Raw genomic sequence first — 26,791 nt, 5'->3', positions numbered from 1 at the left:
CCAAAAAAGCCGTCCGGTTTGGGCGGCTTTTTTGGCATTTCAGGCATTATTCAAAAACAGCATGGAACACTCGCATAATCAAACAGCCTGGCACACAAACTGCAAGAGTATATTTCTGGCGGAAACGGTATCAACAACCGCATCAAGCAAAGAGGTTTTGTTTTCAGGTGATAAAGACTTGTTATTTCCGGCAATAACATGTCGCATCAATTCCTCCATAAATTCGGGGTGGAACTGTACCGACAAGGCATTTTTTGCATAACGAATGATCTGGTGGGAATCATGCTCGGACGAGCCCAAAACAACAGCACCGGATGGCACTTGCAGCACACTTTGCCAATGGGTTAAATGAGCCTGGAACTGCTGCGGGAAACTGCTGAAAAACGGATCTGCCTGTCCTGCAGGATTAAGGCTGACAGGCCTGCAGCCGATTTCGGGGCCATCAGGGTGATAGTCAACCACCCCACCCAAGGCATGGGCCATAAGCTGATGACCATAACATACACCCAGCAAGGGCCGCTCTTGCGCAATGACCTGTCTTACCCATTCAGCAGTGCGCTCACTCCAGTCAAGCCGGTCAGTCACCATGGACCAGGAACCGGTAATCACCGCCACATCAAAATCCCCCGGTTCCGGAAGTGTCTCACCCAAATCGGGCCGGGTAACACGAAGATCCAACGACAAGGGGTTGGGCCCCCTGGACAGTGCCGACTGAAACCATTGGTACTGATCACCATAAACAGTATGAACCGCTTCAGGTGGAATCCCCATCTGAATCACTTGGAGCACAATTTGATCGGACATGATGCACATACTTCCTTTTAAGCTTTATTCAACCGCATCAAGTCCGAAATCAAAAACAGAAACGCTATGGGTAATCCAGCCAACAGCGATCAGATCAACACCGGTTTGGGCAATCGCAGGCGCCGTTTGCGCATTGATTCTGCCTGAAGCTTCCGTAACGGCACGTCCATCAACCATGGCAACCGCTTTTTTCAGCATGTCGGTATCCATGTTGTCAAGAAGGATGACATCAACTCCCAATTCCAGCGCTTCGGCCAATTGCGCCAGGGTATCCACCTCCAGCTCAATCTGCACCATATGTCCAACATTGGCGCGCGCCCTCAAGACAGCTTCACGCAGGCTGCCTGCCACGGCAATATGATTGTCCTTGATTAAGACGGCATCATCCAGGCCAAAGCGATGATTGCTGCCACCACCAACCCGTACCGCGTATTTTTGCAAGGCTCGCAAGCCTGGCAGGGTTTTACGGGTACAGGTGACCTTGGTACCATATTCGCGAATGGCATCGGCAATGGAAGCGGTTGCCGTTGCTACCCCGCTTAAATGCCCCAGAAAATTAAGGGCTGTACGCTCGGCGCTTAAAATGGCTCCAGCCGGGCCTGAAATACTGGCAACAAGATCACCGGGATTCAAGCGGGCACCATCGCTACGGGAAATACTGACCTTGATATTCTCATCCAGCAACTCAAACGCCAGGCAAGCAAGCTCAAGGCCGGCCAAAACGCCCGTTTGACGAGCCACCAGATTCATGGTTGTTTGGGTTTGTGGCGGGATAATACTGCTGCTGGTTAAATCACCCGCCCTGCCAAGATCTTCCAACAAGGCCATGCGAACAACAGGTTCCAGCATTACTTTTGGCAAGGGAGGGACACGGACTGAATGGGCAATACTCATTTTTAGCGCTTTACAATTATCATGGGTTCAAAAAAACCATTATATGCCCATCCGGACTTTATGGATTACATTTGCACCCAGTGCTGCAAATCCGGCATTCACCCAAGCTGCCTACCTGTTGCATAAGACGGATTTTGATATTTTCTTGATATTTAATTGATATTTGATTGACAGCATAAACACTACTATTAAAGCATGACCACACCCAACCCATCCTCCTGAATCCCCATCAGGATTTGTCATGCAGGTTAAGATTTGAGAATCCAGTTAATCACGTTTGTTGTCTCCCTGTTTGCCCTTTTCACCCTAAGTCGCCTGTTACTGATGATCTGGCAATATCAGCGGGTACTACAGGCCAGGGGGCTATGGCCCATTCTTCTGGGGGGCTTACGCATAGACCTCAATCAAATCGCCACCTACGCCTCACTACCCGCACTGCTAATGCCCTGGCTGGAAAACAGCCCACTGTTTCTGAACATCACTGCGATCTGGTTCACCTTCTGGTGGTTATTGGCTGCCTTCATGGAAATTGCCACACCGCAATTCATAACCGAATACGATACCCGCCCCAACCGCTTGTTTATTGAATACCTGAAACACCCCAAGGAAGTTTTTGGAATGCTATGGCGTGGTTATAAGGGCGTTCTGGCAGGTGGGTTACTGCTTTTCATCTTAATGGCCGTCATGGCCCACTCGCTGTTCTTTGGTTTTGCACCTGTACAGCCGGGGCCTGTCTGGCTTAGCATCATCGAATCATTTTCTTATGCCCTGCTTGCTTTCCTGTGTATTCGTGGCACGCTGAAAAAAAGGCCCATCAATCCATCTACCGTCGCCTTTGCCGGCGATGGCCTGATCAACAGTCTGGCACTCAATTCCATTTACAGCCTGTTATATGCAATTTATGCCATGAAATACGAAATGTCGGCCGAAGATGTGTATGGCAAAATGCCGGCAGATGAAATGAACCTGCTGATTCGTAAAACCGCAGGTATCCATGCCCCCCAGTGTCCGGATACCATTGCCACCATGCACAGGCAAGTGTCTGGCAATCACCCTGTTATACCCCGGAATATTGTGATTATCGTTGAAGAAAGCCTGGGCGCCCAGTATGTCAAAACCCTGGGAGGAGAAAACCTGACCCCCAACCTGGACCGACTCTACCAGGAAGGCTGGGGCTTTCTGCGTGCTTACGCAACCGGTACCCGCTCCGTACGTGGACTGGAAGCCCTGTCTGCCGGTTTCCCACCCACAATTACACAATCGGTCTTCAAACTGCCCAACGCTCAAACCGGCTTTTTCACCATCGCCGATGCATTGGGACAGCAATATAATTATCACTCCCGTTTTCTGTATGGCGGAGAGGCTCATTTCGATAATATGAAAGGCTTTTTCCTGGGTAACGGCTTCAAGGAAGTCATTGACGGCCCTTCTTTCAAGAATCCGCAATTCAAGGGAACCTGGGGTTACAGTGATGAAGACATGTTCAACCAGCTTGACAGATTGCTGCAAGAAGATGAAAGCAGAGGCCAACCAGTCATCACCCTGGCCTTCAGCGTATCCAACCATTCTCCCTGGGAATACCCGTCAGGCCGAATTCAGCCCCAGGGTGAGGCGGCCAGTGTTGAAAATACCGTGCGCTATGCCGATCATGCCCTTGGGCAGTTTTTTGAAACTGCCAAAACCCGTGATTACTGGCAGGATACCGTGTTCCTGGTGGTTGCCGACCATGATTCACGCGTATTTGGCGCCGAACTGATCCCCCTGAAACATTTTCATATTCCGGCTCTGATACTGGGCGCAGGCATAACCCCCCGACTTGATGAGCGGATCATCAGCCAGATTGACTTACCGGTTACCCTGCTTTGCCTGGCGGGTGTTTCTTGCGTGCATCCCATGATTGGCCAAGACCTGACAAGCCAAACACCTAACCGGGCCATGATGCAATATGACAATCGCTATGGTTACCTGAAGAACGACCAGTTACTTGTGTTGGATCCACACATGCAACCGCAACAGTTTACCTGTCTGGCCTCTGACAAGTTTCAACCGTCCCGGTTGGATGAAGCGCTGGCAAAAGAAGCCCTGGCACATGCGATTTGGCCCTATAACGTGTACAAGAACAACAGCTACAAAACGCCTGCCGTCCACACTTTTCTCCAGGAAACTGAGGTTTTCTCGCCAATCCATCCGTGATTGTTTGAATAAATCCCGCCGCACTCCCCCACCTGAGCTTTACTGCTTAGGTGGCGGTAATTCATTCCGTATTTTCGGATGTATTGAAAAATTCATAAATGAGTTTTCTCAGCCAGCGGCTGCCTGCATCCTGGTGAAAGCGGGCATGCCAATGCTGTCTGATGGCATATCGGGGGGATTCAAAGGGCAAGGCATACGAACACAAATTGGGATTACGGGCAAACATATTGCTTAGCCGCGTGGGGATGCTCGTGATCAGATCCGATTTTTCTATCAGCAGTCCCAGTCCCAAAAATGATGAAAGCTGTAGATAAACATTACGCTGTATGCCCAAGCGCCGGATTTGCTGCTCCAAAATGGAGTGACCGGTTCCCTGATGATAAAAAACCACATGACCTTCACGCTCAAAGTCTTCCAAACTTAATGTGCCCTGTATACGGGGATGGTGACTGCTGACCAGACACTCATACTGCTGTCGAAACAGTTTTTGCTGATAAAAGCCGGCTTTTAACTGTGGCACAAAACCAATCGCCAAATCTACCGCTCCATTGGACATTTGCACGGGAGTTTCAGGGGTGATGGGTACGATATCCAGCGCAATATTTGGCGCATTCGCATGAAGATAGGCAACCAGCTTAGGCAAGATTTCTATATGGCTGATATCCATCATACTGATCGTAAAGCGTCGGGTTGAGATCGCGGGATCAAACTCCCCGGTAAACTCATCGATGCGTTTCCATTTATCAAGCAGATCCGTGATATACCCATTCAGGGATTCAGCCACTGCCGTTGCCTGCATCGTATTGCCAACCCTGACAAACAGAGGATCATTGAAATGTTTTCTGAGTTTGTTAAGCTCTATGCTGACTCCCGGTTGACCCATACCAAGACTTTCCGCTGCTTTTGAAACACTTTTCTCCCGATAAATCTCATGGAAGATCTGTAACTGACGAATATCCATTTTTCCCGACTCTTTCATATCCTGCCTGCCTTTGACTGGGCTATCCCTGAGTTTCAGGGTTATTCAAATTCATCTCTATTAAATTTTAGAATACAGATTATTTATATTATTGTATAGATCAAATAGCACAGTCTTGTTAAATTAAAAAATAAACGATTTCATTAACAATAATCAAAAAAATCAAAAAATTTATTACTATTTGCAAGGAAATTATCGTGGATCAATTAGCCAAACTTGAAGACCTGCCCCAGGAATACCGGGATAAGCTTGAAAAACTCAATCTGGTGCCATTATGGCCCAGCCTGCGTGATGTACTGCCCCCTGAAATTCCCCAGCCCAAAACCAAACCCGTATTCTGGTCCTATGAGGCCTTGCGCCCTTTATTGCTTCAGGCCGGAGAATTAACCCCGATTGAAAAAGCCGAGCGTCGTGTCCTGGTTCTGGCCAATCCCGGCCATGGTCTGGAAAACATGCGTGCCAGTTCCGTCATGTACCTGGGCATGCAACTTTTGCTGCCTGGTGAATGGGCCCCTTCACACCGCCACACCCCCAATGCCGTACGCATGATTGTGGAAGGCAATGATGCCTATACCACTGTTGATGGCCAGAAATGCCCCATGGAGCGCGGTGACCTGATCCTGACACCTACCGGCATGTGGCACGAACACACCCATGAAGGTACAGAGCCTGTCGTCTGGCTTGACGTGCTTGACCTGCCACTGGTGTATTTCATGGAGGCGTCATACGTCCAACCCGGCGAGCACCAAAATATCCAAGGCAGTTCGGACGACACCGATTACGGTCCCGGTATTGTGCCAAGCCCTGTTTTTGAACGTAAAAACTCACACTACCCCATGTTACGCTACGCATGGAAAGATGCACGCAAAGCGCTGGAAAGCATGGCCAAAAACCAGCCAGAGGCAAAGTCCATCCAGATCACCTATGTGAATCCTGAAAATGGCGACGACTGCCAGAAAATCATTGGTTATTCTGCCTTGATGCTGCGCCCGAATGAAACCCTGACACTGCCTTTACGTTCCAGTGCCATGGTATTCCATGTGATCGAAGGGCAGGCACAAGTGCAAACCACCCACAACAACTTTGACATGAAACAATCGGACACCAGCTGCGTTCCGTGTTTTGCACCCGTCACTTTTGTCAATAAAAATGCCGATCAGCCCACCTTCATTTTTATTGCCGACGAGTCACCGGTCCAGAAAAAACTGGGGCTTTACTCCGAACGTCCAAATAACCAATAATATTCAATACAAGAAATATATTTAAATGAGGAAACAAAAATGGAACAATTACCTATTCTGATCTCTGGCGGTGGTATTGGAGGCTTTGCCGCTGCGCTGGCATTGGTTCGACAGGGATTCAAGGTAAAACTGTTTGAACAGGCACCAGAAATTGGTGAAATCGGAGCGGGCATCCAATTGGGCCCCAACGCCTTTCATGCCTTTGATGCACTGGGCATCGGAGACAAAGCCCGTTCACGTGCCGTCTATACAGACTACATGGTCATGCACGATGCGTTAGACGAGTACGTGATTGGCAAAATCCCCACTGATGAAAACTTCCGCAAGCGTTTTGGCAACCCTTATGCCGTCATCCATCGTGCTGACATCCACGCTTCCCTGGTTGAAGGTGCACAGGAAACCGGTGAGGTTCAAATCCATACCAACACGCGTATCGAAGGCATCGAACAGGACGGTAAAACCGTTACGGTCACCGACACCAATGGCAATACATATACCGGCATTGCCCTTATTGCCGCTGATGGCGGAAAGTCTGTCGTCCGTGAGAAATATGTGGGTGACCCCGCACTCGTTACCGGTCATGTGGTTTATCGTGCCGTTGTTGACAAAGAAGACTTTCCTGAAAACCTGCGCTGGAATGCCGCCAGTTTATGGGCCGCCCCCAAAGGCCACCTGGTTCATTATCCCTTGCGAGGCGGTGAACAATACAACGTTGTGGTAACCTTCCACAGTCGCGAGCAGGAAGTCTGGGGCGTCAAGGATGGCAGCCGTGAAGAAGTCTTAAGCTACTTTACCAATATCTGTCCAAAGGCCAAACAGTTGCTTTCCTTGCCCAAATCATGGAAGCGCTGGTCTACCGCAGATCGCGATCCCATCAGCAACTGGACTCACGGTCGTGCCACGCTGCTTGGCGATGCCGCTCATCCCACCACGCAATACATGGCACAAGGTGCCTGCATGGCCATGGAAGATGCCGTTACCCTGGGTGAGGCACTGCGTACCTGTGACAATGATATTGAAAAGGCCTTCGATTTGTACCAGCGTGCGCGTGTTGCCAGAACCGCACGCATTGTCTTGTCATCCCGTGAAATGGGACGCCTTTATCATGCCGAAGGTGTCCAGCGACTGATTCGCAATGATCTATGGCGTGGCCGTTCTACCGAACGGTTCTACGATGCCATGGAGTGGCTGTATGGCTGGAATGTTTCCAACTGCCTTGATGCAGCGAAAAACTATTCCGCAGACTGAAAACAGGCATTTTCAGTAATGAAAAACAACAGGGTAAGCCTTTGGAGTAAGGCTTACCCTGTAAACTGTATACCCTGAAAAAACCAGACATTAACAAGGAAGGAACTTAACATGTCTTACGTATTTGAACCGATGAAAACTGTCGGTATCCCCGTTACCGATTCTGAAGATCTATTTCCTGTACGCCGTATTTACTGCGTAGGACGCAACTATGCCGCCCATGCCCGTGAAATGGGCTTTGATCCAGATCGTGAACCACCTTTTTTCTTCTGCAAGCCCAATGATGCAGAATCTGTCGTGCCTGTCGCAGATGGTAAAACCGTAGACATTCCTTACCCTGTGCAAACCAGTAATTACCACCATGAAATTGAACTGGTTGTGGCAATTGGCAAAGGCGGCAAAAACATCTCTGTTGAAGATGCCGCCAAACATATTTTTGGCTATGCAGTTGGGCTTGACATGACCCGTCGTGACCTGCAAATGAAAATGCGTGAGGCAGGCCGCCCATGGGAAATTGGCAAGGCTTTTGATTACTCCGCACCTATTGGTGAAATTACGCCGATTGCCAAAACCGGTGATTTGAACAGTGGTGAAATCTACCTGACCGTTAATGGCAAAACCACCCAGAAAAGCAATATCACCCATTTAATCTGGTCGGTTTCTGAAACCATTGCAAATCTGTCCACCCTGTTTGAACTGAAAGAAGGCGACCTGATCATGACAGGTACACCGGAAGGCGTAGGCGCTGTTGTTGCCGGTGACACCATGGTTGCCAGCATTGAAGGCCTGAAATCCATTACCGTTGCTGTCAAGTAATAAGGTTTGACAGCTACAGGCATAACGCGTCGTGTCATACATCGTATTATGCCTGCACACTGAGCCCGGTACGAATCAAGAACCGGGTTCAGTTTAAGTGATTTTATTCACCGGCTGGATTGATGATTCTTGCCAGCAAGGCTTTTTCCTTGCCTAGCATATTGGGTATTTGCACAAAAATGCCATTGCCCGGTGCCACCTCAATGGCCTCACCATTATTTCGCATGGTATCCAGGCGAATCAGCTGGTTGCCATCCGGATGAATAATCTCAAGGGTATCACCCACCGAAAACTTGTTCTTCACATCAATCGTGGCCCAGCCATTTTCATCCACTTCGGTCACCAGACCGGCAAACTGGCTTTGTTTGGAAATGGAGTAACCGTGCAGGTAATTCTGGTAATCCTGGGTTTGATGCAGCTCCAGGAATCCAGGCGTATACCCCCGATTGGCCAGGCCGTCCAGGTCTGCCAGCAATTCGGGGTTGAAAGGACGACCGGCAACCGCATCATCAATCGCCTTGCGATACGTTTGCGCAACACGGGCAACGTAATAAATTGATTTGGTCCGGCCTTCCACTTTCAGGGAGTCCACCCCGATTTTCACCAGTTTTTCGATCTGCTCAAGCGCACGCAAATCCTTGGAGTTCATGATATAGGTACCATGCTCATCCTCCATAATGGGCATTAACTGGCCCGGACGATTGGCTTCTTCAATTAAATATACCTGGTCTGCCAATGGATGCCGTTTCGCCCCGCCACAAGAGGCAAAACTGGCGTCTGCCTCTTCCTTTGACTGCTGGAAATTAAAGCCGCTTAACAGTTGCGCATCGCCGGCATCGCTTTGGGCCGCATTATGGACCTTATAGTCCCAACGGCAGGCATTGGTACAGGTTCCCTGATTGGGGTCACGGTGATTGAAGTAACCAGACAGCAGACACCGGCCCGAGTAGGCAATGCACAAGGCACCATGCACAAACACTTCAAGCTCCATATCCGGGCATTCCTGACGTATTTCGGCAATCTCGTCAAGCGACAGTTCGCGTGACAGAATAATGCGCTCCACCCCTACTTTCTGCCAGAATTGCACACCCCAATAGTTGGTGGTATTGGCCTGGACAGACAAATGAATGACCGCATCGGGCCAGCGTTCCTTTACCTTCATGATAAGGCCGGGGTCAGCCATAATAATGGCATCCGGGTTCATTTCCATAACCGGCACCATATCGTCCAGATAGGTTTTCAGTTTGGAATTGTGCGGCAGGATATTGCTGGCGACATAAAATTTTTTGCCGCGGGCATTCGCCTCATCAATCGCTTCCTGCATTTTGGCGATACGTACAAACTCATTATTGCGCGCCCGCAATGAATAACGGGGTTGACCGGCATAAACGGCATCGGCGCCAAAATCAAAAGCAGCGCGCATGCGCTCAAGACCACCGGCAGGCAGTAATAATTCGGGAGATTTCATGATTCTAGACAAGTGTAGTAGTGTATTTGCCATGTGTGGAAATTAATCCCATGAACACATGTGCCATATATATTATTAGTCGTTTTATGAACACTAATATTCATTAAGGCAAAACAGTTTAATTAATAAAAATAATCAATAAAGATATAGCCGTTATTTTATTTGACCAATCAGAAAAAGCAAATAAATTCAATCAAAATTAAAAATTTATTATATTGTTTTTGATATAAGTGGCAGTAAAGAATAATTAATGTGCATATTACCCAACACTTCGGGTGATTTTTTTGTAAGCACTTAAGTGATTGATTTATATATTTATTTTTTGAAAAAAAGTTGTAACCATTGTTTCTTTTGTAGTTATTTGTTACATATAGTCAGGATACATAACATCCTAAGACGCTCATCAGCCATGCTTTTCTGTTACTCTAAAAAAGAGTTCATTCATATTATTTTTTATTTCAAATATATACTTTCCTGTGGATCGTAATTATTTTAAATAAAAAATATTAAATTTAAAAAACAGGAGACCATGATGAAAACATCCCGTATTTCATTTATATCCACATTATCTTTTACCGCCACCGCTTTATTATTCTCTGCTTCAAGTAATGCAGCAACCCTCAAGGAAATCCAGGATAACGGTTACATCCGCATTGCCGTAGCCAATGAAATTCCTTACGGCTACATGACACCCGACAATGAAGCAAAAGGGGCTGGTCCTGATGTGGCAAAACTGATCATGGAAAAACTGGGCATTAAGGAAATTCGCTGGGTTACCACCAATTTTGGCTCTCTTATTCCTGGCCTGAAAGCAGACCGCTTTGATATGGTGGCCGCGGAAATGGCCATTTTGCCCCAGCGCTGTACCGAAGTGCATTTTTCAGAACCCAACAGTTCGTATGGCGAAGGCCTGCTGGTTGCCAAAGGCAACCCGGAGAATCTTCATAAATATGAGGATTTTACCGACAGCAAGCTCAAAGTGGCCATCATGGCAGGTGCCGACCAGCTTGAAATGATGCAGGCTCTTAAAGTGGATGACAGCAGAATGGTGACCATCGCCAATAATGCTGATGCCATTTCCACCATTGCTACCGGACGTGCTGCCGCTTATGCCGCAACCAGCCTGACCGTTAGTGAACTGGCCTCCAAAAGCGATCGTGTTGAAGCAGCCAGCGGTTTTACAGATCCTGTGGTTAATGGCAATCCGGTCAGAAGCTGGGGCGGTTTCACTTTCTCGCTTGCCTCTGCCGATTTGCGTGATGCCGTCAACAAAGAACTGCTTGAAATCAAGAAAACCGACGAATGGAAAAACATTCTGTCCGGCTACGGTTTCAGCGAAACCGATATTCAGGAATCACCTAAAAAAACAACCGCACAACTATGTGCAAAGTAATCCACACCGCAGTTATGGGTAGCAAGTATTACACAGGAATAAATCAAGGTAAGCAGCATGGATAACCTGTTATCGTATGTAGACCCTTTACTTGATGGTGCATGGGTTACTGTACAGTTAACCTTTTATTCCACCATTTTGGGTGGCGTGGTTGCCTTTATGGCGGGCATTGGCAAACTGTCAATAAATCGCGCCATCCGGTGGTTATCTATTTGCTTTATTGAGTTTTTCCGTGGCACTTCTTTGCTGGTGCAGTTATTCTGGCTTTACTTTGCCTTACCCATCCTGGGACAGGCAATAGGGGTGGATTTACGCATGCCACCCTTACTGGCCGGCACCATCGCCCTGGGGCTTAACATTGGCGCCTACGGTGCCGAGGTAGTACGTGGCGCCATTCAGGCGGTTCCCGAAAATCAATACGAGGCCGCCAAGGCATTGGACTTTACCCCAAAGCAAACCTTGTGGCGTATTGTATTGCCCCAGGCCATTCCTGAAATGATGCCCAGTTTCGGCAATCTTGCCATCCAGAACCTGAAAGACACGGCCCTGGTCTCGCTGATCAGCCTGGGCGACATGACCTTCAGGGCCGAACAGTTGCGCAACTATACCCAGGACAGCACTTCCATTTACACCCTCTTGCTGTTCATGTATTTTGGCATGGCCTTGGTCTTAAGTGCCATGATGAAAATACTTGAACGCTACGCAAGCCGCTGGCGCACAAGGAAAATTTAACATGTTATTTGGCATAGAGTGGGATACCACCAACAATTGGGTTTTTGCCTGGTCTATCCTGCCCATCCTTTTTAAGGGTCTGGTGGTTACCATACAGGCCACACTGGTTGGTTTTTTAGTGGCTTTGATACTGGGCCTGGTACTTGCCGCACTCAAGGGGGCCCGGTTACGCATTATTTCCTGGCCCGCATATTTCATTACCGAATTCATCAGGGACACACCCCTGCTGGTTCAGTTGTTTTTCTTATATTATGTATTACCCGAATACGGCATTATTTTGCCGGCTTTCATGACAGGCGCCCTGGCCCTGGGCCTGCAATACAGCGCCTATACTTCTGAAGTTTACCGGGCCGGCCTGGAATCCATCCCACATGGCCAGACCGAAGCCTCACGGGTGCTGGATTTCACGCCCCTACACACTTTCATGTTTATCATTTTGCCGCAAGCCATCCCCCGCATTATCCCGGCGCTGGGCAATTACCTGGTTTCCATCATGAAAGACGTGCCGGTCCTTTCAGTTATTGCCATTCTGGAAATACTGAATGTGGCCAGGATTATTGGCGACCGTACCTTTAACTATCTCATACCGCTTTCCATGGTTGGCATTATTTACCTGTTGCTAACCCTGCTGGCTTCGGCAGGCATCCGGTATCTGGACAAACGCCTGCCAAAAGAAGGAATTCCATTGAAATGAACGATGCCATCATCAAATTTGAAAATGTGACCAAAAAATTCGGCGATGTCACGATATTGGACAAATTGAATTTTGAAGTCGCCAAAAATGAAAAAGTGACCATCATCGGTCCATCGGGGTCTGGCAAGTCAACCATTTTGCGCATCCTCATGACACTTGAAACCATTGATGATGGTATCATTCACGTTGCCGGCAAACCATTATGGCATGAATACAAAAATGGCCAAACAGTTCCCGCCAGCGAGCATCACCTCAGGCAGATGCGCAAGGAAATGAGCATGGTTTTCCAGCAGTTCAATCTTTTTCCGCATATGACGGTCAGGCGCAACATTACCGAAGCGCCTATCCATGTTCACAAGTTATCCCACAAAGAAGCCAATGAGCTGGCTGATGAATATTTGGACCTGGTTGGCTTAAGCGAACACGCAGACAAGTTCCCCTCCCAGCTTTCCGGTGGACAGCAACAGCGGGTGGCGATTGCGCGGGCGCTGGCCACCCGCCCCAATATCATGCTGTTTGATGAACCCACCTCTGCCCTGGACCCTGAACTGGTTGGTGAAGTACTGGGTGTTATTCAGCGCCTGGCCGAAAAGCATGATTTAACCATGTTACTGGTAACCCATGAAATGCAGTTTGCAAGGCAAATATCCGACCGGATCTGCTTTATTGACAAGGGGAATATTGTGGAAGAAGGCCCCCCGGAAGAGGTTTTCACTTCACCCAAAGAGGAAAGGACGCAGGCTTTTCTCAAGTCTTTCATTCAAGCCTGAAATTTCTCTGGCCTGATTCATACCTAAAAAACATCAACTAACCGGAGCGGGTATGCCAGCAAGGCATACCCGTTTATATTTTGCGACGGATATAAGCGATTTTCTCCTGGTCATAAATATCATAAATAATATTCAGCATATTCCTGATATTGTCAGATTTATCCTTGGTCCGGGTGCTCATCATAATGGGAGAAAACGCATGGTCATCCACAATGGGAATAAATGCGATATCCTGTACATTGACCCTGGCAAGACCTTCAGGGACCAGTGAAACCCCTTCTCCGGCGGCAACCAGGCCCATGGCTATATGCAATTCCCTGGCCTCAAACAGCCTTTCTGGTTGCAAGCCAATGAACTTGAATATTTCCAGTACCTGATCGGCAAAACTGGGCCTTGGCTTTTGGGGATAGATAATGATTTTTTCACTGACAATTTGATCAAGCGTGATTTCTTTCCTGCCAATAAACCGATGATTGAACGGAACGGCCAATACCAACGGCTCCTTTCTTAAAACAATACGCCGAACACTCGGATCCTGCAGGTAAAGACGCCCGAAACCAATATCAATGTCACCTTCTTTCAGGGCATGTATCTGCTCCATGGTGGTCATTTCAAACAGCTCCAGCGCTATATTGCCGTATCGTTGCCGGAAAATATTGATGATTTGCGGCAGTTTGCCATACAGTGTCGAAGCCACATAGGCCACCCTCAGGCTTTCATTGACATTGCCCAACCTTTGGGTCATGAGTTTCAGCTCATTGACCTGCACCAGCAATTGTTTGGCATGCTCATAAAAAAATTCCCCTGCCATGGTTGTTTTCAAGGGCCGGACTCCCCTTTCAAACAGCTTGACGCCCAGCTCTTCTTCCAGCTGCTGGATTTGCCGGCTTAATGGCGGCTGGGCAATAAAAAGTTTTTCAGCTGCGCGAGTGAAATTCTTCTCCTCGGCAACCGCAACAAAATAGCGCAAATGTCTTAATTCCAACTCAATACCTTTAAAGTATGAAAAACATACTGAAACAGTCTTAGACAAGCTAACCGATCAAGATTAACCTTACGTCAAAATAATAAAAACCACCACCAAAATAACAGATATTGATTTAAATTTAAAGTTAACTGGATTTGTCAAAGGAGATAACATGAACCACGCTCAAATAGATCAACTGGTTAAAACCTTCATTCAGGACAAGGCAGAAGGCGATGTCAACCATCGCGTACAAACCGTTGTTGTCCGTTTGCTGGGCGATCTTTTCAAGGCCATTGAAGATCTTGACCTTCAGCCTGCTGAAATCTGGAAAGGCATTGAATACCTGACGGATGCCGGAAAAGCCAATGAGTTGGGCTTGCTGGCCGCAGGCCTGGGCCTGGAGCGCTTTATTGACATTCGGTCTGATGAAGCGGAAGCAAGACTGGGCCTGACTGGCGGAACACCCAGGACTATTGAAGGTCCATTATATGTTGCCGGTGCCCCCGAGAGTATAGGATTTACCCGTATGGATGATGGCACCGAAAGCGACAAGGCTGACCCGTTGATCATCGAAGGTACGGTTTATGATGCAGACGGCAAACCCCTGCAAAATGCCAAAGTTGAAATCTGGCATGCCAATACCAATGGCTGTTATTCCTATTTTGACAAGTCCCAATCCGCTTTCAATTTGCGCCGTACCATCTACACCGACGCCAATGGCCACTACAAGGCACAAAGTATCATGCCCGTCGGCTATGCCTGTCCTCCTGAAGGCACCACCCAGGCGTTACTCGATATGCTTGGCCGTCACGGCAATCGTCCCGCCCATATCCATTATTTCATCTCGGCTCCCGGGCATCGCAAACTGACAACCCAGATCAATATCGATGGTGATGAATATCTGTGGGACGATTTTGCTTTTGCCAGCCGCGAAGGCCTGGTTCCACCTGTTAATGAAATCACCGATCCAGACCTGATTAAACAAAACGGCCTTGAACGTCCCTACAAAAACATCGTCTTTGATATTCATTTGTTGAAAGACATCCAGGAAGCCCCCTCTTCCGTTGTTGAGCGCCGCAGGGCTGCAGCCTGACACCCGGCTTTCCTGCCCACACCCCCCATTCAATTCCAATTGCCTGCCGCCCCTGGCCGCAGGCAAGCCAGATTTTTGCTTAAAAATGGAGAAAGCTGATGACTGCAGCACTGGAAACCCAGATAAATATCGACAATTTACTGATTGAAGACAAGGAAAAAGGCGACTATCGCGTCCACCGAAGCATCTTCACCAATCAGGAGTTGTTTGAACTGGAAATGAAACACATATTCGAAGGTAACTGGATTTACCTCGCCCATGAAAGCCAGATTCCGGAAATCAATGATTATTACACCACTTATATGGGACGCCAGCCCATAATTATTGCCCGCAACCGTCAGGGGGAACTGAACGCCTTCATTAATGCCTGTTCGCACCGGGGTGCGCAATTGTGCCGTTTCAAACGCGGCAACAAGGCAACCTATACCTGCCAGTTTCACGGCTGGACATTCAACAACAGTGGCAAACTGCTGAAAGTAAAGGATCCTGTTGAGGCCGGTTACCCGGAATGCTTCAACAAGGACGGCTCACATGACCTGAAAAAAGTGGCCCGTTTTGAGAACTATCGTGGCTTTCTGTTTGGCAGCCTGAACGAAGACGTCGTGCCCCTTGAAGAATTCCTGGGTGAGGCGGCAAAAATCATTGACATGATTGTAGACCAGTCGCCAGAAGGCCTTGAAGTGCTCAAAGGCTCTTCAACCTATACCTATGAAGGCAACTGGAAACTGACAGCCGAGAATGGCGCCGATGGCTACCATGTAACAGCGGTTCACTGGAATTATGCGGCAACCACCAACCAGCGCAAGGAAAAAGAAGCCCAGGAAGACAAAATCCGGGCCATGAGCGCCGGAAAATGGGGTCAGCAAGGCGGTGGTTTCTACGCTTTTGATTATGGTCATATGCTTTTGTGGACACAGTGGGCCAACCCTGAAGACCGCCCCAATTTCCCCAAAAAAGAAGACTACATCAAGAATTTTGGTGAAGAAAAAGCCAAATGGATGATTGAACGTTCACGCAACCTGTGCCTATACCCCAACGTTTACCTGATGGACCAGTTCGGTTCACAAATCCGGGTATTGCGCCCCCTGTCCGTTGACAAAACCGAAGTCACCATTTACTGCATTGCCCCCAAGGGTGAAAACAAGGAAGCCAGGGCCCGTCGCATCCGCCAATATGAAGACTTTTTCAATGCCAGCGGAATGGCCACCCCCGATGACCTGGAAGAGTTCCGCTCCTGCCAGGCTGGCTATAACGGCATTGCCATGGAGTGGAATGACATGAGCCGCGGTTCCGTACACTGGATCGATGGCCCCGATGAGGCAGCCGAAACCCTGGGACTGAAACCGGTCCTGAGCGGCCTGAAAACCGAAGATGAAGGCCTTTATACCGTTCAGCACAGATATTGGTCAGAAGTCATGAAAAAAGCTCTTGCACAGCAACAGGAGAAAAATTAATGAGCGCTATTCCTTACGAAACCATACAGCAATTCCTGTACAAAGAAGCACGCCTGCTTGATGATGCACAATGGGATGAGTGGTTAAACTGCTATGACCAGGATGCGCAATTCTGGATGCCCGCCTGGGACGATAACGATACCCTGACCACCAATCCCGAGCAGGAAATCTCCCTGATTTACTACCCTGACAGGGGTGGACTGGAAGACCGTGTTTTCAGGATCAAGACAGAGCGTTCCAGCGCCACATTGCCTGATACCCGTACCAGCCACAATATTTCCAACCTGGAAATTGAATCACAGGAAGGCAAGGTGGTGACCGTCCGGTTCAACTGGCATACACTGAGCTTTCGTTACAAAACCTGCTACAGTTATTTTGGCATGTCCCGTTACACGATTGATTTTTCCAATGCCGAACCCCTCATAAAACGCAAATATGTGGTTCTGAAAAACGATTACATCAACCAGCTGATTGATATTTATCACATTTAAATTCGGTGCCTGTCCGGCTAAGGACAGGCTTGCCCGAAAGCATTTTATTCATCTATCCCAAAACCCAGGAGAAATGTTGTGGAGCATACTATTGCACTGCAGTTTGAAGATGGTATAACCCGCTTCATTAGCTGTAAATCAGGCGAAACCGTGGCAGATGCCGCATATCGCCAAAAGCTGAACATTCCATTGGATTGCCGCGACGGCGCTTGTGGCACATGCCGCAGCTTCTGCGAATCAGGCAATTACGACATGCCGGCAGAACTTTATATTGAAGATGCTCTGACTGAAGAAGAAGCGGAGCAAGGGTTTGTCCTGACCTGCCAGATGCGACCTACTTCCGACTGTGTGGTCAAGATTAACGCCTCCTCTGAAGCCTGCAAGACAGGCGTCACCCGTTTTGAAGGCACGCTTTCTTCGCTTGAAAAAGTTTCCGATTCAACGATTGCCTTCAGCATTCATCTTCCCAACCCGGAAAACCTGATTTACTTGCCCGGCCAATATGTCAACGTCCAGATTCCCGGCACGGACCTGACCCGTTCGTATTCATTCAGCTCGGCCCCTATGGACAAGAACAGCAGCTTTGTCGTACGCAATGTACCCCAAGGCAAAATGAGCACGTACCTGACCACCCAGGCCCAGGTTGGCCAGCCCATTTCGTTTACCGGCCCGTATGGCAGTTTTTACCTGCGCCCGGTCGTGCGCCCTGCCCTGTTCCTGGCGGGTGGTACCGGTATTGCCCCTTTCCTGTCCATGCTTGACAGTCTGGAAGTATCCGGTTGCCATTATCCAATCAACCTGGTTTTTGGCGTCACCTATGATGAAGACCTGGTAGAACTTGAAAAACTGGATCGCCTGAGTGAAAAACACGACTGGTTCAACTATACAACCTGTGTCGTGGCTGAAGAAAGCCGGCACCCAAGAAAAGGGTATGTCACACAGCATATCGAAAAAGAATGGCTGAATGAAGGGGATGTTGATATTTACCTGTGCGGCCCGGTACCCATGGTGGAAGCCGTGCGCGGCTGGCTGGAACAGGAAAATCTGACACCCAAAAACTTCCATTATGAAAAATTTTCACCCAGCGAGGCATGATTCATGAACCGGAATGCACGCTTTGAAAACAAGGTTGTCATTGTTACTGGCGCTGCCCAGGGCATTGGTGAAGGCGTGGCCTGCGCCATTGCCGCTGAAGGTGGCAAAGTGATTCTGGCAGACCGCAACCTGCTGGTGCAGGACGTTGCCAAACGCATTAATAACAATAACGGTCATGCGCATGCGGTACTGGCTGACCTGGAAACCTGGGAAGGTGCCCAGGCAGTCGCCCAAAGTGCCCTTGAGATATACGGCAAAATTGATGTCTCGATTCATAACGTAGGAGGCACCATCTGGGCCAAACCCTATCAGGAATATGCGCCCGACGAAATCCTGGCAGAAGTGAACCGTTCTTTGTTTCCCACGCTATGGAGCTGCCGCGCCGTTTTGCCCACCATGATCAGCCAGAAAAGCGGTGTTATTGTGAACATTTCATCCATTGCCACGCGCAGTATCCATCGCATCCCCTACGCGGCAGCCAAAGGCGGTGTCAATGCCATGACCATGAGCCTTGCCATGGAGCATGCTGAAAACAACATTCGCATCAACGCGATTGCCACGGGAGGCACCGAAGCGCCACCGCGTCAAATACCCCGCAACCCAAAACCGTTATCAGAACAGGAGAAAGTCTGGTACCAGGCCATTGTTGACCAGACGGTATCAAGCAGCCTGATGAAGCGCTATGGGACCATACAGGAACAGATTAACGCCATTCTTTTCCTGGCCTCTGATGAAGCCAGCTACATCACCGGCACGGTGTTGCCTGTTGGCGGCGGCGACCTGGGAATGGGGTAAACCGTCATGAATGACAGGCTAGACAAGGTACATACCGGGCAAAAATATCCCTTAAAACAAAAAACCACTGATTGGTCAATTTCCGCTATCGTTTCCGGATTCCTGGCCGTACTTATTTCCTATGCCGGCCCCCTGGTTATATTTTTCCAGGCGGCCTCCATGGGCAATATTTCCAATGACATGATGGTTTCATGGGTCTGGGGCATTTCCATCGGTGCCGGCATTTCGGGTATTTTTCTTAGCTGGTGGCTTAAAGTACCTGTGGTCACCGCCTGGTCAGCCCCCGGCACGGTGTTGCTGATATCCCTTTTCCCGGAAATTACCATGGGCCAGGTCGTGGGTGCTTACCTGAGTTCGGCCCTGCTGCTGTTTATCATTGGTATTACCGGCTACTTTGACAAGGCGGTTCGCCTGATTCCCCATGGCATTGCCGCGGGCATGATTGCCGGTATTTTATTGCAGTTCGGGCTGCGGGCCTTTGAGGCCAGCGCCCTGTCCCCCTTGCTGTCCGTGGGGATGATTCTGGCCTATATTCTGTCCCGGCGTTACCTGCCCCGCTACAACATTGTCATTGTAGCCATTGTGGGTTTTACCATTGCCTTTTTACTGGACAAAACCAACCTGGGCATTTTGTCCCCAAAATTGGCCATGCCGGTTTTGATTGCGCCCGAGTTTGATCTGGCGACATTCCTGAGCTTTACCATCCCGCTCACCCTGGTCAGCCTGACCGGCCAATTCCTGCCTGGCATGACGATCCTGAATCTGGCGGGATACCGGGTACCGGCCAAGGCCATTATTGTTATTACTGCCCTGGCCTCTGCAATGGTTGCCTTTACCGGTGGTATCACCATTGTCCTGGCTGCCATTACAGCGGCCATCTGCACCGGTAAAGATGCCCACGAAGACCCGAGTAAAAGGTATGTCGCTGGCATTTCAAACGGGCTTTTCTATCTCATCGGCGGGCTTTTCGCGGGCACCATCGTGATGCTCTTCACGGCCTTGCCCAAGGAACTGATTACCATTCTGGCCGGACTGGCCCTGATTGGCGCCATTACAGCCAACCTGACCATTGTTATTGAAGACACGAAACACCGCGAAGCTTCACTGATTACTTTTCTGGCCACTGCCTCAGGCATGTCCATGTGGGGTCTGGGCTCGGCCTTCTGGGGGATTGTTATCGGATTGCTAGCATTTTTCATCATGAACAGCAAAACAGCCTTAACCGACAAAAAAACATCCTGAAAACACTGAGTATCAATCACTAAAACACCGCTTAATGAAATAAAAAAAACTCAATGTAACAAAAAATTTTTCAGTAACCACTTTTAAAAAATTATTTGCAGTTATATCAACAAGGAGGAAGGAAAATGAGGAAAGTTGACATAAACCATGTCATTGACGAGGCAAAATTCAGGTCGTTTCACTGGAATGTATTATTCTGGTGCACCCTGATCATTATTTTTGATGGTTATGACCTGGTTATTTATGGTGTGGTTCTGCCGATCCTGATGGATCAATGGCAACTGACGCCGATTGAAGCGGGCTCCCTGGGCAGTATTGCCCTGTTCGGCATGATGGTGGGGGCCATGACATTGGGTACGGCATCCGATAAATTCGGGCGTAAAAAAATGATTCTGCTCTGTATCATTTTATTCAGCCTGTTTACATTTCTTTGCGGCTTTGCCCAAACCCCCGGCCAATTTGCCGTGATGCGGTTCATCGCGGGTCTGGGCATTGGAGGCGTAATGCCCAATGTCGTGGCCCTGATTTCCGAATATGCGCCCAAAAAAATCCGTAGCACACTGGTTGCCCTCATGTTTAGCGGCTATGCGGTTGGCGGCATGTTATCGGCCGGCCTGGGCATCTGGATTGTGCCAACTTGGGGCTGGGAAATTATGTTCTATCTGGGTTGCATTCCACTGCTTCTGTTGCCACTGATCATGAAGCTGCTGCCCGAGTCACTGGGTTTCCTGTTATGGGACAATAAAGATAACCAGGTTAAAACGATTCTGGCCAAAATCGATCCTCAAATCGTTGCCACCCATCAATATGAACTGGTCCGCCAGGAAGTGGTTGCCAGGAAAATACCCATTCTGGACTTATTCAGTGAAAAACGGGCAATCAGTACCATTGCTTTCTGGATCAGCTTTTTCATGTGCCTACTCATGGTGTATGCCCTTGGCTCCTGGTTACCCAAATTAATGCAAACCGCTGGCTACCCTTTGAAATCAGGTCTGATGTTCCTGTTTGCCATGAACATTGGCGGCATGATAGGTGCCATCCTGGGCGGCCACATGTCCGATAAATTCAACCTGAAGAGCGTACTGGTCACCTTCTTCATTTTGGGTGCCATCGCCATTACCCTGCTTGGCTTTCGCAGCAACACCTATTTCCTGTATTTTCTGGTCATGATCGCCGGCGCAGCCACGATCGGCTCACAAATCCTGCTTTATACCTATGTGGCGCAATATTATCCCATGCATATCCGTTCCACCGGCCTGGGCTGGGCGTCGGGTGTGGGAAGAATTGGCGCCATTGTAGGACCCATGTTGGGCGGTGTATTGATGCAACTTAGCCTGCCCCATCACCAGAATTTCATGGCTTTTGCCGTACCGGGTATTATTGCCGCACTGGCCATTGCCTTGGTGGGATTGAAGTTTTACGAAACCCGAAAAGTAGCTGTTAAATCTTAACGCATCCTGAAAATTGCCTGGATGTTTGAAAAATTGGCCTGAATTGATATCAGGCCAATTTTGTTTATGACAAGCATTTGAAACAATAACCATGCGGGATTTTCCATTGCCATCTCCATCATCTGCGCTTGCCAAACCCGATAAAAGGTATTAAAAAGATCGTGTAAAGACAAACTTCATAAAGGATCACCATGGAAAAGTCATATCACCGTTTTTCGGAATTATTTGCCCAACTTGGTTTGCCGTCCGATGAAGCGGGCATACGCCATTTTCTGGTTCAGCATTCTCCACTGCCTCCCGATATTCTGCTCGAGGATGCCCCATTCTGGAACGAAGCGCAGGCAGCCTTGCTCAGGGAAGAGAAAATTGAAGATGCCGACTGGGCTGAAGTGATCGATCAACTTGACAATGCTCTCCGGGAAAATTTGAACTGAAAAACCATTCGTTCAATTGTGTCGACCTGCCCGCCAGACCGACAAACGGGTAACAAAAAAGGTCTGGTGTTATACCAGACCTTTTCTTTGGAAACTGCCCCATTTTAACAGGCGGGCCTTCTGCCGTTACTCTAACGTGAAACCCACTTTGATGGATACCTGCCAATGAGCCACTTTACCCTCTACCACATGCCCCCGCGTTTCCGTAACGGTAAACCATTGAATATTCCTGATGGTTTCATGGGCTTTTGCCAAGGCATTACTCACGGCATCTTCAATACTTGTCTTGGATGATCCCGTCAATTCAATTTGTTTATATACATGATCACTCATCACACTTCTCCTTAAACAATGGGAATTAAGAATATAGTAGTCCGTTAAGCTTATTTATTCAACAAAAGCCTTTTCCGTATTTCATAACAAATATCAATTTTTGAAAACATTTGATATTTATTAACATGCTTTTTTATAATAAAAGTTCATAATGAAACTGGCGGCAATATCCGTGCGAATACCCGTCACGCATTGTCATTACCAACGAAACCAATAAAACTTATCTAAATCAAACCGAGAAACCACCTATGAGGCCCATTATAAAAAACCAGGAGCAACTGAATGAAAAAGACACAATACAAGAGAATGAGGCTCAACAGGAACCAGACACAGAAGAATGGGCCAAAAGCAATTTAAGTTGGTTGAGTCAATCTGAATACCGAAGATACCTGGATTTACTTGAAGAACAAAACCTGATTAAGGATCTGGACAGCACTGGCGACTAGCACTAGCAAGCCTAGCCTATGCCACATACCGAAAAACCATTTTTCTTGTGCAGGATATTATGGTTTTTATCTGAAACCATAAAACTCGAATAAGACCTGATCCATTAAAACCAAGGTGATTTATTGTTTTTTAACCACAAAAAATCAATAAAACTCATAAATTCACAATATTCTCAGTACTTTATCTTGCCAGAAACCAGATAAATGAATTATATTACTTCTTCTTTGTTGCGAGCGTGGCGGAATTGGTAGACGCACTGGATTTAGGTTCCAGCGCCGAAAGGTGTGAGAGTTCGAGTCTCTCCGCTCGCACCATAAGAAATCATAAAAAACACCCTCTCCTTATCAGTGCATTCGTCACTGTCAGCCCCCCCTTAGTCTGCGTGTTTCAAATTGCCTATTTTTTGAGGCCATATTCATTTTTTCAAACAAAACAAAAGCAAATCCAGTGATAGAATGATGTGTCCTGCATAATAAAAAACAAGACCTTGCAACCCAAACGGACATTTCAATCACATGAATGCCAGACTAGATTTACTACAGCCCTATCCCTTCACAAAACTCAGGACATTGCTTGCCAATGCCACCCCTCCCACACACAACACGCACATCAATCTATCTATTGGCGAGCCCAAACACGCTACCCCAGCGCTGATTGAAGAGGCCATTAAAAACAATCTTTCCGGCCTGTCTTCCTATCCGCCCACCAAAGGGGATCCGGCTTTACGCCAGGCTATCGCCAACTGGATAGCCCGTCGCTACGATATTCCTGCCCCTGATATTGAAACCCAGGTTCTACCCTGCACCGGTTCACGCGAGGCACTTTTTTCCTTCACGCAAGCCATGATCAACGGCGGACCGAACAGCCTGGTTGTTTGCCCCAACCCGTTTTACCAAATCTACGAAGGAGCAGCCCTGCTCGCGGGTGCCACCCCTTACTATCTGAATGCAGACCCCGCCAAAAATTTTGGCAGCAACTGGTCTAGCGTCACGGCGGATGTCTGGGAAAAAACCGAACTGGTATTTGTATGCTCTCCCGGCAACCCCGCGGGTAATGTCATGCCATTTGAAGACTGGAAAACCCTGTTTGCACTGTCTGACCGCTATGGCTTTATCATCGCCTCAGATGAGTGTTATTCAGAAATTTATTTCTCCGATGAAAACAAGCCAATAGGCGGCCTGCAGGCAGCCCAACTGGCAGGACGCCCCGACTACCCCAATCTGGTCTGTTTTTCCAGTCTGTCCAAACGATCCAATGTTCCCGGCATGCGTTCGGGCTTCGTGGCTGGCGATGCCCGCCTGCTGGAAAAATTCCTGCTATACAGAACCTATCATGGCAGCGCCATGAGTCCGGTATTCAGCGCTGCCAGTATTGCCGCCTGGAATGATGAGGCGCATGTCGCACAAAACCGCGCCCGGTATAAAGCCAAATTTGAAGCGGTGTACCCCATTTTGGCCAACGTCCTGGACGTAAAAATGCCCGACGCTTCTTTTTACCTTTGGGCACGCACCCCTATGCCCGATGACGAATTCACACTGCAATTATTTGAACAAGAGCACGTCACCGTTTTACCAGGCAGCTATCTGGCACGCGATGCCCATGGCATTAACCCGGGCAGAAACCGCATTCGCATTGCCCTGGTTGCTCCTCTTGAGCAATGCCTTGAGGGTGCGCAACGGATGGCCCGCTTTATTAAAAACAACCGTTGAAAGCACGCCTCATCAGCATGTGAACCCATTTATTCGACACCCTTTTCCAACACAACCTCCCCACCGGGAAAAATATCATGAACTGCGCATTGCAAAACACAATTGAACAAGCATGGGAAAACCGTAACGAGCTGTCACCATCAAATGTCAGCCCTGAAGTGCGAGATGCCATAGAAACGGCCTTGGCCGGTCTGGATAACGGCAGCCTTCGCGTCGCAGAAAAAAAACAAACAGAATGGGTTGTCAACCAATGGTTGAAGCAAGCCGTTTTATTATCTTTCCGGATCCAGGACAATGAAATCATGAATCACGCACCCATGCAGTTTTATGACAAGGTGCCACTCAAGTTTCAAAACCATACCGCCACGGATTTTGCCAACGGCGGCTTCCGGGTCGTGCCACCGGCCATTGCCAGACGTGGCGCATTTATCGGAAAAAATGTAGTCCTCATGCCATCATATGTAAATATTGGTGCTTATGTCGATGAAGGCACCATGGTGGACACCTGGGCAACCGTTGGCTCCTGCGCCCAAATTGGAAAAAACGTTCACCTGAGCGGTGGCGTAGGCATCGGCGGTGTGCTGGAGCCTTTGCAGGCCAACCCCACCATTATTGAAGACAACTGTTTTATCGGTGCCCGCTCGGAAGTGGTTGAAGGGGTCATTGTAGAAGAGAATTCGGTTCTGGCCATGGGTGTATTCCTTTCCCAAAGCACCAAAATTTATAACCGTGAAACGGGTGAAATCACATACGGTCGCATTCCGTCTGGCTCTGTGGTCGTTCCTGGCTCCCTGCCTTCTGCCGATGGCTCACACAGCCTTGCCTGCGCAGTCATCGTAAAACGGGTTGATGCACAAACCCGCTCCAAAACCAGTATCAACGACTTGCTAAGGGCTTGATTGACATGACAACAGATGTGCTTGACCTGGCCAAAGATCTGATCAGCCGCGCTTCGGTAACCCCGCAAGACCAGGATTGCCAGGATTTAATCTCCACCTATCTGGCCCCTTTGGGGTTTATTGCAGAAAACATGCGCTTTGAAGAGGTCGACAATCTCTGGCTCAGGAAAGGCACAGCGTCTCCGGTACTAGTATTTGCCGGGCACACGGACGTTGTCCCTACCGGCCCGCTTGAAAAATGGGACACCGATCCTTTTACCCCAACTGAAAAAAACGGCATCTTGTACGGACGCGGGGCCGCTGACATGAAAAGCTCGATTGCCGCTTTTATGGTGGCCACCAAAGAGTTTGTGCAGGCCCATCCCCATCACAAAGGCTCTATTGCCATGCTGATTACCGCTGACGAAGAAGGGCCTTCGGTTAACGGCACCGTCAAGGTTTGTGACGCATTAAAGGCACGAAATGAAAGTCTTGACTATTGTATTGTGGGTGAACCCACTTCAGACCAGCAACTGGGTGATGTGGTTAAAAACGGGCGCCGGGGTTCCCTCAACGGAGAGCTGATCATCAAGGGAAAACAGGGGCATGTTGCCTACCCACACCTGGCCCGCAATCCGATTCACCTGTGCGCAGCCGCCCTTGATGAATTGGCCAGGACTGAATGGGATCAGGGCAATGAATACTTTCCGCCCACCACCTTCCAGATTTCCAATTTTCATGCAGGCACCGGCGCCAGCAATGTCGTGCCCGGTGAGGCCCGCATTTTATTCAACTTCCGTTTTTCAACCGCCAGCACCGCCGAGCAGCTTAAAAACCGGGTTAACACAATCTTAACAAAGCATGGGTTAGAATATAGCCTGACTTGGACACTCAGCGGAGAGCCCTTCCTGACGCCAAGGGCAGAATTAAGCAATGCCATTGCCAAGGCGATTATGGATGAAACCGGTATCAACACCGAATTATCCACGACCGGTGGTACCTCTGATGGACGTTTCATTGCCAAAATTTGCCCGCAAGTGATTGAATTCGGCCCGATAAACGCCAGTATTCACCAAGTCAACGAACACATCGCCATCAATACGCTGGAACCCCTGAAAAACATTTACCGTCGCACACTCGAACATCTTCTGCTTTAATTATTTACTTTGC

26 protein-coding genes and 1 tRNA gene are annotated in these 26,791 nt (G+C 48.6%); 21 read left to right on the top strand and 6 right to left on the bottom strand.

Annotation, left to right across the window (positions count from 1 at the left end; all coding sequences use genetic code 11):
* Positions 1–78: 78 nt before the first annotated feature.
* Positions 79–804 (bottom strand): glutamine amidotransferase, encoded by a 726-nt coding sequence (locus tag KU392_RS08160; RefSeq protein WP_169294514.1) that lies wholly within the window; start codon positions 802–804, stop codon positions 79–81.
* A gap of 24 nt (positions 805–828) precedes the next feature.
* Positions 829–1,698 carry a carboxylating nicotinate-nucleotide diphosphorylase gene (nadC, locus tag KU392_RS08155; RefSeq protein WP_169294515.1) on the bottom strand — a complete coding sequence of 290 codons (870 nt, stop codon included), beginning with the start codon at positions 1,696–1,698 and terminating at the stop codon, positions 829–831.
* A gap of 255 nt (positions 1,699–1,953) precedes the next feature.
* Between nadC and KU392_RS08150 the strand changes: the two genes are divergently transcribed.
* Positions 1,954–3,891 (top strand): LTA synthase family protein, encoded by a 1,938-nt coding sequence (locus tag KU392_RS08150; RefSeq protein WP_217735057.1) that lies wholly within the window; start codon positions 1,954–1,956, stop codon positions 3,889–3,891.
* 61 nt (positions 3,892–3,952) lie between these two features.
* Here the strand turns inward: KU392_RS08150 and KU392_RS08145 are convergent, their stop codons facing one another.
* The gene (locus KU392_RS08145) at positions 3,953–4,852 is read right to left on the bottom strand and encodes a LysR family transcriptional regulator (RefSeq protein ID WP_169294704.1); all 900 of its coding nucleotides are present in this window, start codon (positions 4,850–4,852) and stop codon (positions 3,953–3,955) included.
* A 215-nt stretch (positions 4,853–5,067) separates the two neighbouring features.
* On the opposite strand from KU392_RS08145, the gene KU392_RS08140 reads away from it, so the two are divergent.
* The 3 genes from KU392_RS08140 (at position 5,068) to KU392_RS08130 (ending at position 8,175) form a co-directional block, all read left to right on the top strand.
* A complete protein-coding gene (locus KU392_RS08140; protein ID WP_169294517.1) occupies positions 5,068–6,111 on the top strand; it encodes a cupin domain-containing protein in 1,044 nt (347 codons plus the stop codon).
* Between the two features lie 39 nt (positions 6,112–6,150).
* Complete coding sequence (locus KU392_RS08135) at positions 6,151–7,359, top strand: 3-hydroxybenzoate 6-monooxygenase (protein ID WP_217735056.1); 1,209 nt, start codon at positions 6,151–6,153, stop codon at positions 7,357–7,359.
* A 111-nt stretch (positions 7,360–7,470) separates the two neighbouring features.
* Positions 7,471–8,175 (top strand): fumarylacetoacetate hydrolase family protein, encoded by a 705-nt coding sequence (locus KU392_RS08130; RefSeq protein ID WP_217735055.1) that lies wholly within the window; start codon positions 7,471–7,473, stop codon positions 8,173–8,175.
* Between the two features lie 103 nt (positions 8,176–8,278).
* On the opposite strand, the gene trhP is transcribed toward KU392_RS08130, so the two are convergent.
* The gene (gene trhP, locus KU392_RS08125; protein ID WP_217735054.1) at positions 8,279–9,643 is read right to left on the bottom strand and encodes a prephenate-dependent tRNA uridine(34) hydroxylase TrhP; all 1,365 of its coding nucleotides are present in this window, start codon (positions 9,641–9,643) and stop codon (positions 8,279–8,281) included.
* Between the two features lie 529 nt (positions 9,644–10,172).
* Between trhP and ehuB the strand changes: the two genes are divergently transcribed.
* Genes ehuB through ehuA form a run of 4 tightly spaced genes read left to right on the top strand, consistent with a single transcriptional unit; the run spans position 10,173 to position 13,232 of the window.
* Positions 10,173–11,036: an ectoine/hydroxyectoine ABC transporter substrate-binding protein EhuB gene (gene ehuB / locus KU392_RS08120; RefSeq protein ID WP_169294521.1), complete on the top strand. Its 864-nt coding sequence runs from the start codon at positions 10,173–10,175 to the stop codon at positions 11,034–11,036.
* Positions 11,037–11,093: 57 nt separating this feature from the next.
* A complete protein-coding gene (ehuC, locus tag KU392_RS08115) occupies positions 11,094–11,768 on the top strand; it encodes an ectoine/hydroxyectoine ABC transporter permease subunit EhuC (protein ID WP_217735053.1) in 675 nt (224 codons plus the stop codon).
* Position 11,769: 1 nt separating this feature from the next.
* On the top strand, positions 11,770–12,462 hold the full coding sequence (ehuD, locus tag KU392_RS08110) for an ectoine/hydroxyectoine ABC transporter permease subunit EhuD (protein ID WP_169294523.1): 693 nt from the start codon (positions 11,770–11,772) through the stop codon (positions 12,460–12,462).
* Positions 12,459–13,232, top strand: coding sequence for an ectoine/hydroxyectoine ABC transporter ATP-binding protein EhuA (ehuA, locus tag KU392_RS08105; RefSeq protein WP_211182326.1), 774 nt, complete (start codon positions 12,459–12,461; stop codon positions 13,230–13,232). Before ehuD ends, ehuA begins: the two co-directional genes overlap by 4 nt.
* A 73-nt stretch (positions 13,233–13,305) precedes the next feature.
* On the opposite strand, the gene KU392_RS08100 is transcribed toward ehuA, so the two are convergent.
* A complete protein-coding gene (locus tag KU392_RS08100) occupies positions 13,306–14,217 on the bottom strand; it encodes a LysR family transcriptional regulator (RefSeq protein WP_169294524.1) in 912 nt (303 codons plus the stop codon).
* Between the two features lie 154 nt (positions 14,218–14,371).
* On the opposite strand from KU392_RS08100, the gene catA reads away from it, so the two are divergent.
* From catA to KU392_RS08060, 8 genes are all read left to right on the top strand, one after another.
* Positions 14,372–15,292, top strand: a complete 921-nt coding sequence (gene catA, locus KU392_RS08095; RefSeq protein WP_169294525.1) for a catechol 1,2-dioxygenase — start codon at positions 14,372–14,374, stop codon at positions 15,290–15,292.
* A gap of 98 nt (positions 15,293–15,390) precedes the next feature.
* On the top strand, positions 15,391–16,746 hold the full coding sequence (gene benA / locus KU392_RS08090; RefSeq protein WP_169294526.1) for a benzoate 1,2-dioxygenase large subunit: 1,356 nt from the start codon (positions 15,391–15,393) through the stop codon (positions 16,744–16,746).
* A complete protein-coding gene (gene benB, locus KU392_RS08085) occupies positions 16,746–17,237 on the top strand; it encodes a benzoate 1,2-dioxygenase small subunit (protein WP_169294527.1) in 492 nt (163 codons plus the stop codon). The genes benA and benB overlap by 1 nt, the downstream gene beginning before the upstream one ends.
* Before the next feature lie 78 nt (positions 17,238–17,315).
* On the top strand, positions 17,316–18,332 hold the full coding sequence (gene benC, locus KU392_RS08080; RefSeq protein ID WP_217735052.1) for a benzoate 1,2-dioxygenase electron transfer component BenC: 1,017 nt from the start codon (positions 17,316–17,318) through the stop codon (positions 18,330–18,332).
* 3 nt (positions 18,333–18,335) lie between these two features.
* Positions 18,336–19,127, top strand: coding sequence for a 1,6-dihydroxycyclohexa-2,4-diene-1-carboxylate dehydrogenase (locus tag KU392_RS08075; RefSeq protein WP_217735051.1), 792 nt, complete (start codon positions 18,336–18,338; stop codon positions 19,125–19,127).
* Between the two features lie 6 nt (positions 19,128–19,133).
* Positions 19,134–20,369 carry a benzoate/H(+) symporter BenE family transporter gene (locus tag KU392_RS08070; RefSeq protein ID WP_217735050.1) on the top strand — a complete coding sequence of 412 codons (1,236 nt, stop codon included), beginning with the start codon at positions 19,134–19,136 and terminating at the stop codon, positions 20,367–20,369.
* Between the two features lie 125 nt (positions 20,370–20,494).
* On the top strand, positions 20,495–21,820 hold the full coding sequence (locus KU392_RS08065; protein ID WP_217735049.1) for an MFS transporter: 1,326 nt from the start codon (positions 20,495–20,497) through the stop codon (positions 21,818–21,820).
* 191 nt (positions 21,821–22,011) lie between these two features.
* Entirely contained in the window at positions 22,012–22,254 is a 243-nt protein-coding gene (locus KU392_RS08060; RefSeq protein WP_169294532.1) for a DUF2789 domain-containing protein, read from the top strand.
* Between the two features lie 126 nt (positions 22,255–22,380).
* Here the strand turns inward: KU392_RS08060 and KU392_RS08055 are convergent, their stop codons facing one another.
* Positions 22,381–22,587 carry a dodecin gene (locus KU392_RS08055; protein ID WP_169294533.1) on the bottom strand — a complete coding sequence of 69 codons (207 nt, stop codon included), beginning with the start codon at positions 22,585–22,587 and terminating at the stop codon, positions 22,381–22,383.
* A gap of 248 nt (positions 22,588–22,835) precedes the next feature.
* Between KU392_RS08055 and KU392_RS08050 the strand changes: the two genes are divergently transcribed.
* From KU392_RS08050 to dapE, 5 genes are all read left to right on the top strand, one after another.
* The gene (locus KU392_RS08050; RefSeq protein WP_169294534.1) at positions 22,836–23,033 is read left to right on the top strand and encodes a hypothetical protein; all 198 of its coding nucleotides are present in this window, start codon (positions 22,836–22,838) and stop codon (positions 23,031–23,033) included.
* 230 nt (positions 23,034–23,263) lie between these two features.
* A tRNA-Leu gene (locus KU392_RS08045) sits at positions 23,264–23,348 on the top strand.
* Between the two features lie 201 nt (positions 23,349–23,549).
* Positions 23,550–24,743, top strand: coding sequence for a succinyldiaminopimelate transaminase (gene dapC, locus KU392_RS08040; RefSeq protein ID WP_217735048.1), 1,194 nt, complete (start codon positions 23,550–23,552; stop codon positions 24,741–24,743).
* Positions 24,744–24,820: 77 nt separating this feature from the next.
* Complete coding sequence (dapD, locus tag KU392_RS08035; protein ID WP_169294536.1) at positions 24,821–25,642, top strand: 2,3,4,5-tetrahydropyridine-2,6-dicarboxylate N-succinyltransferase; 822 nt, start codon at positions 24,821–24,823, stop codon at positions 25,640–25,642.
* A gap of 5 nt (positions 25,643–25,647) precedes the next feature.
* On the top strand, positions 25,648–26,778 hold the full coding sequence (dapE, locus tag KU392_RS08030; RefSeq protein ID WP_217735047.1) for a succinyl-diaminopimelate desuccinylase: 1,131 nt from the start codon (positions 25,648–25,650) through the stop codon (positions 26,776–26,778).
* Positions 26,779–26,791: the final 13 nt, after the last annotated feature.

The sequence above is a fragment of the Advenella alkanexedens genome, from assembly GCF_019132845.1.
GTDB classification, from domain to species: Bacteria; Pseudomonadota; Gammaproteobacteria; order Burkholderiales; family Burkholderiaceae_B; genus Advenella; species Advenella alkanexedens.
The sequence above is the reverse complement of the archived record's forward strand: the minus strand, read 5'-3'. Positions and strand labels throughout refer to the sequence as shown.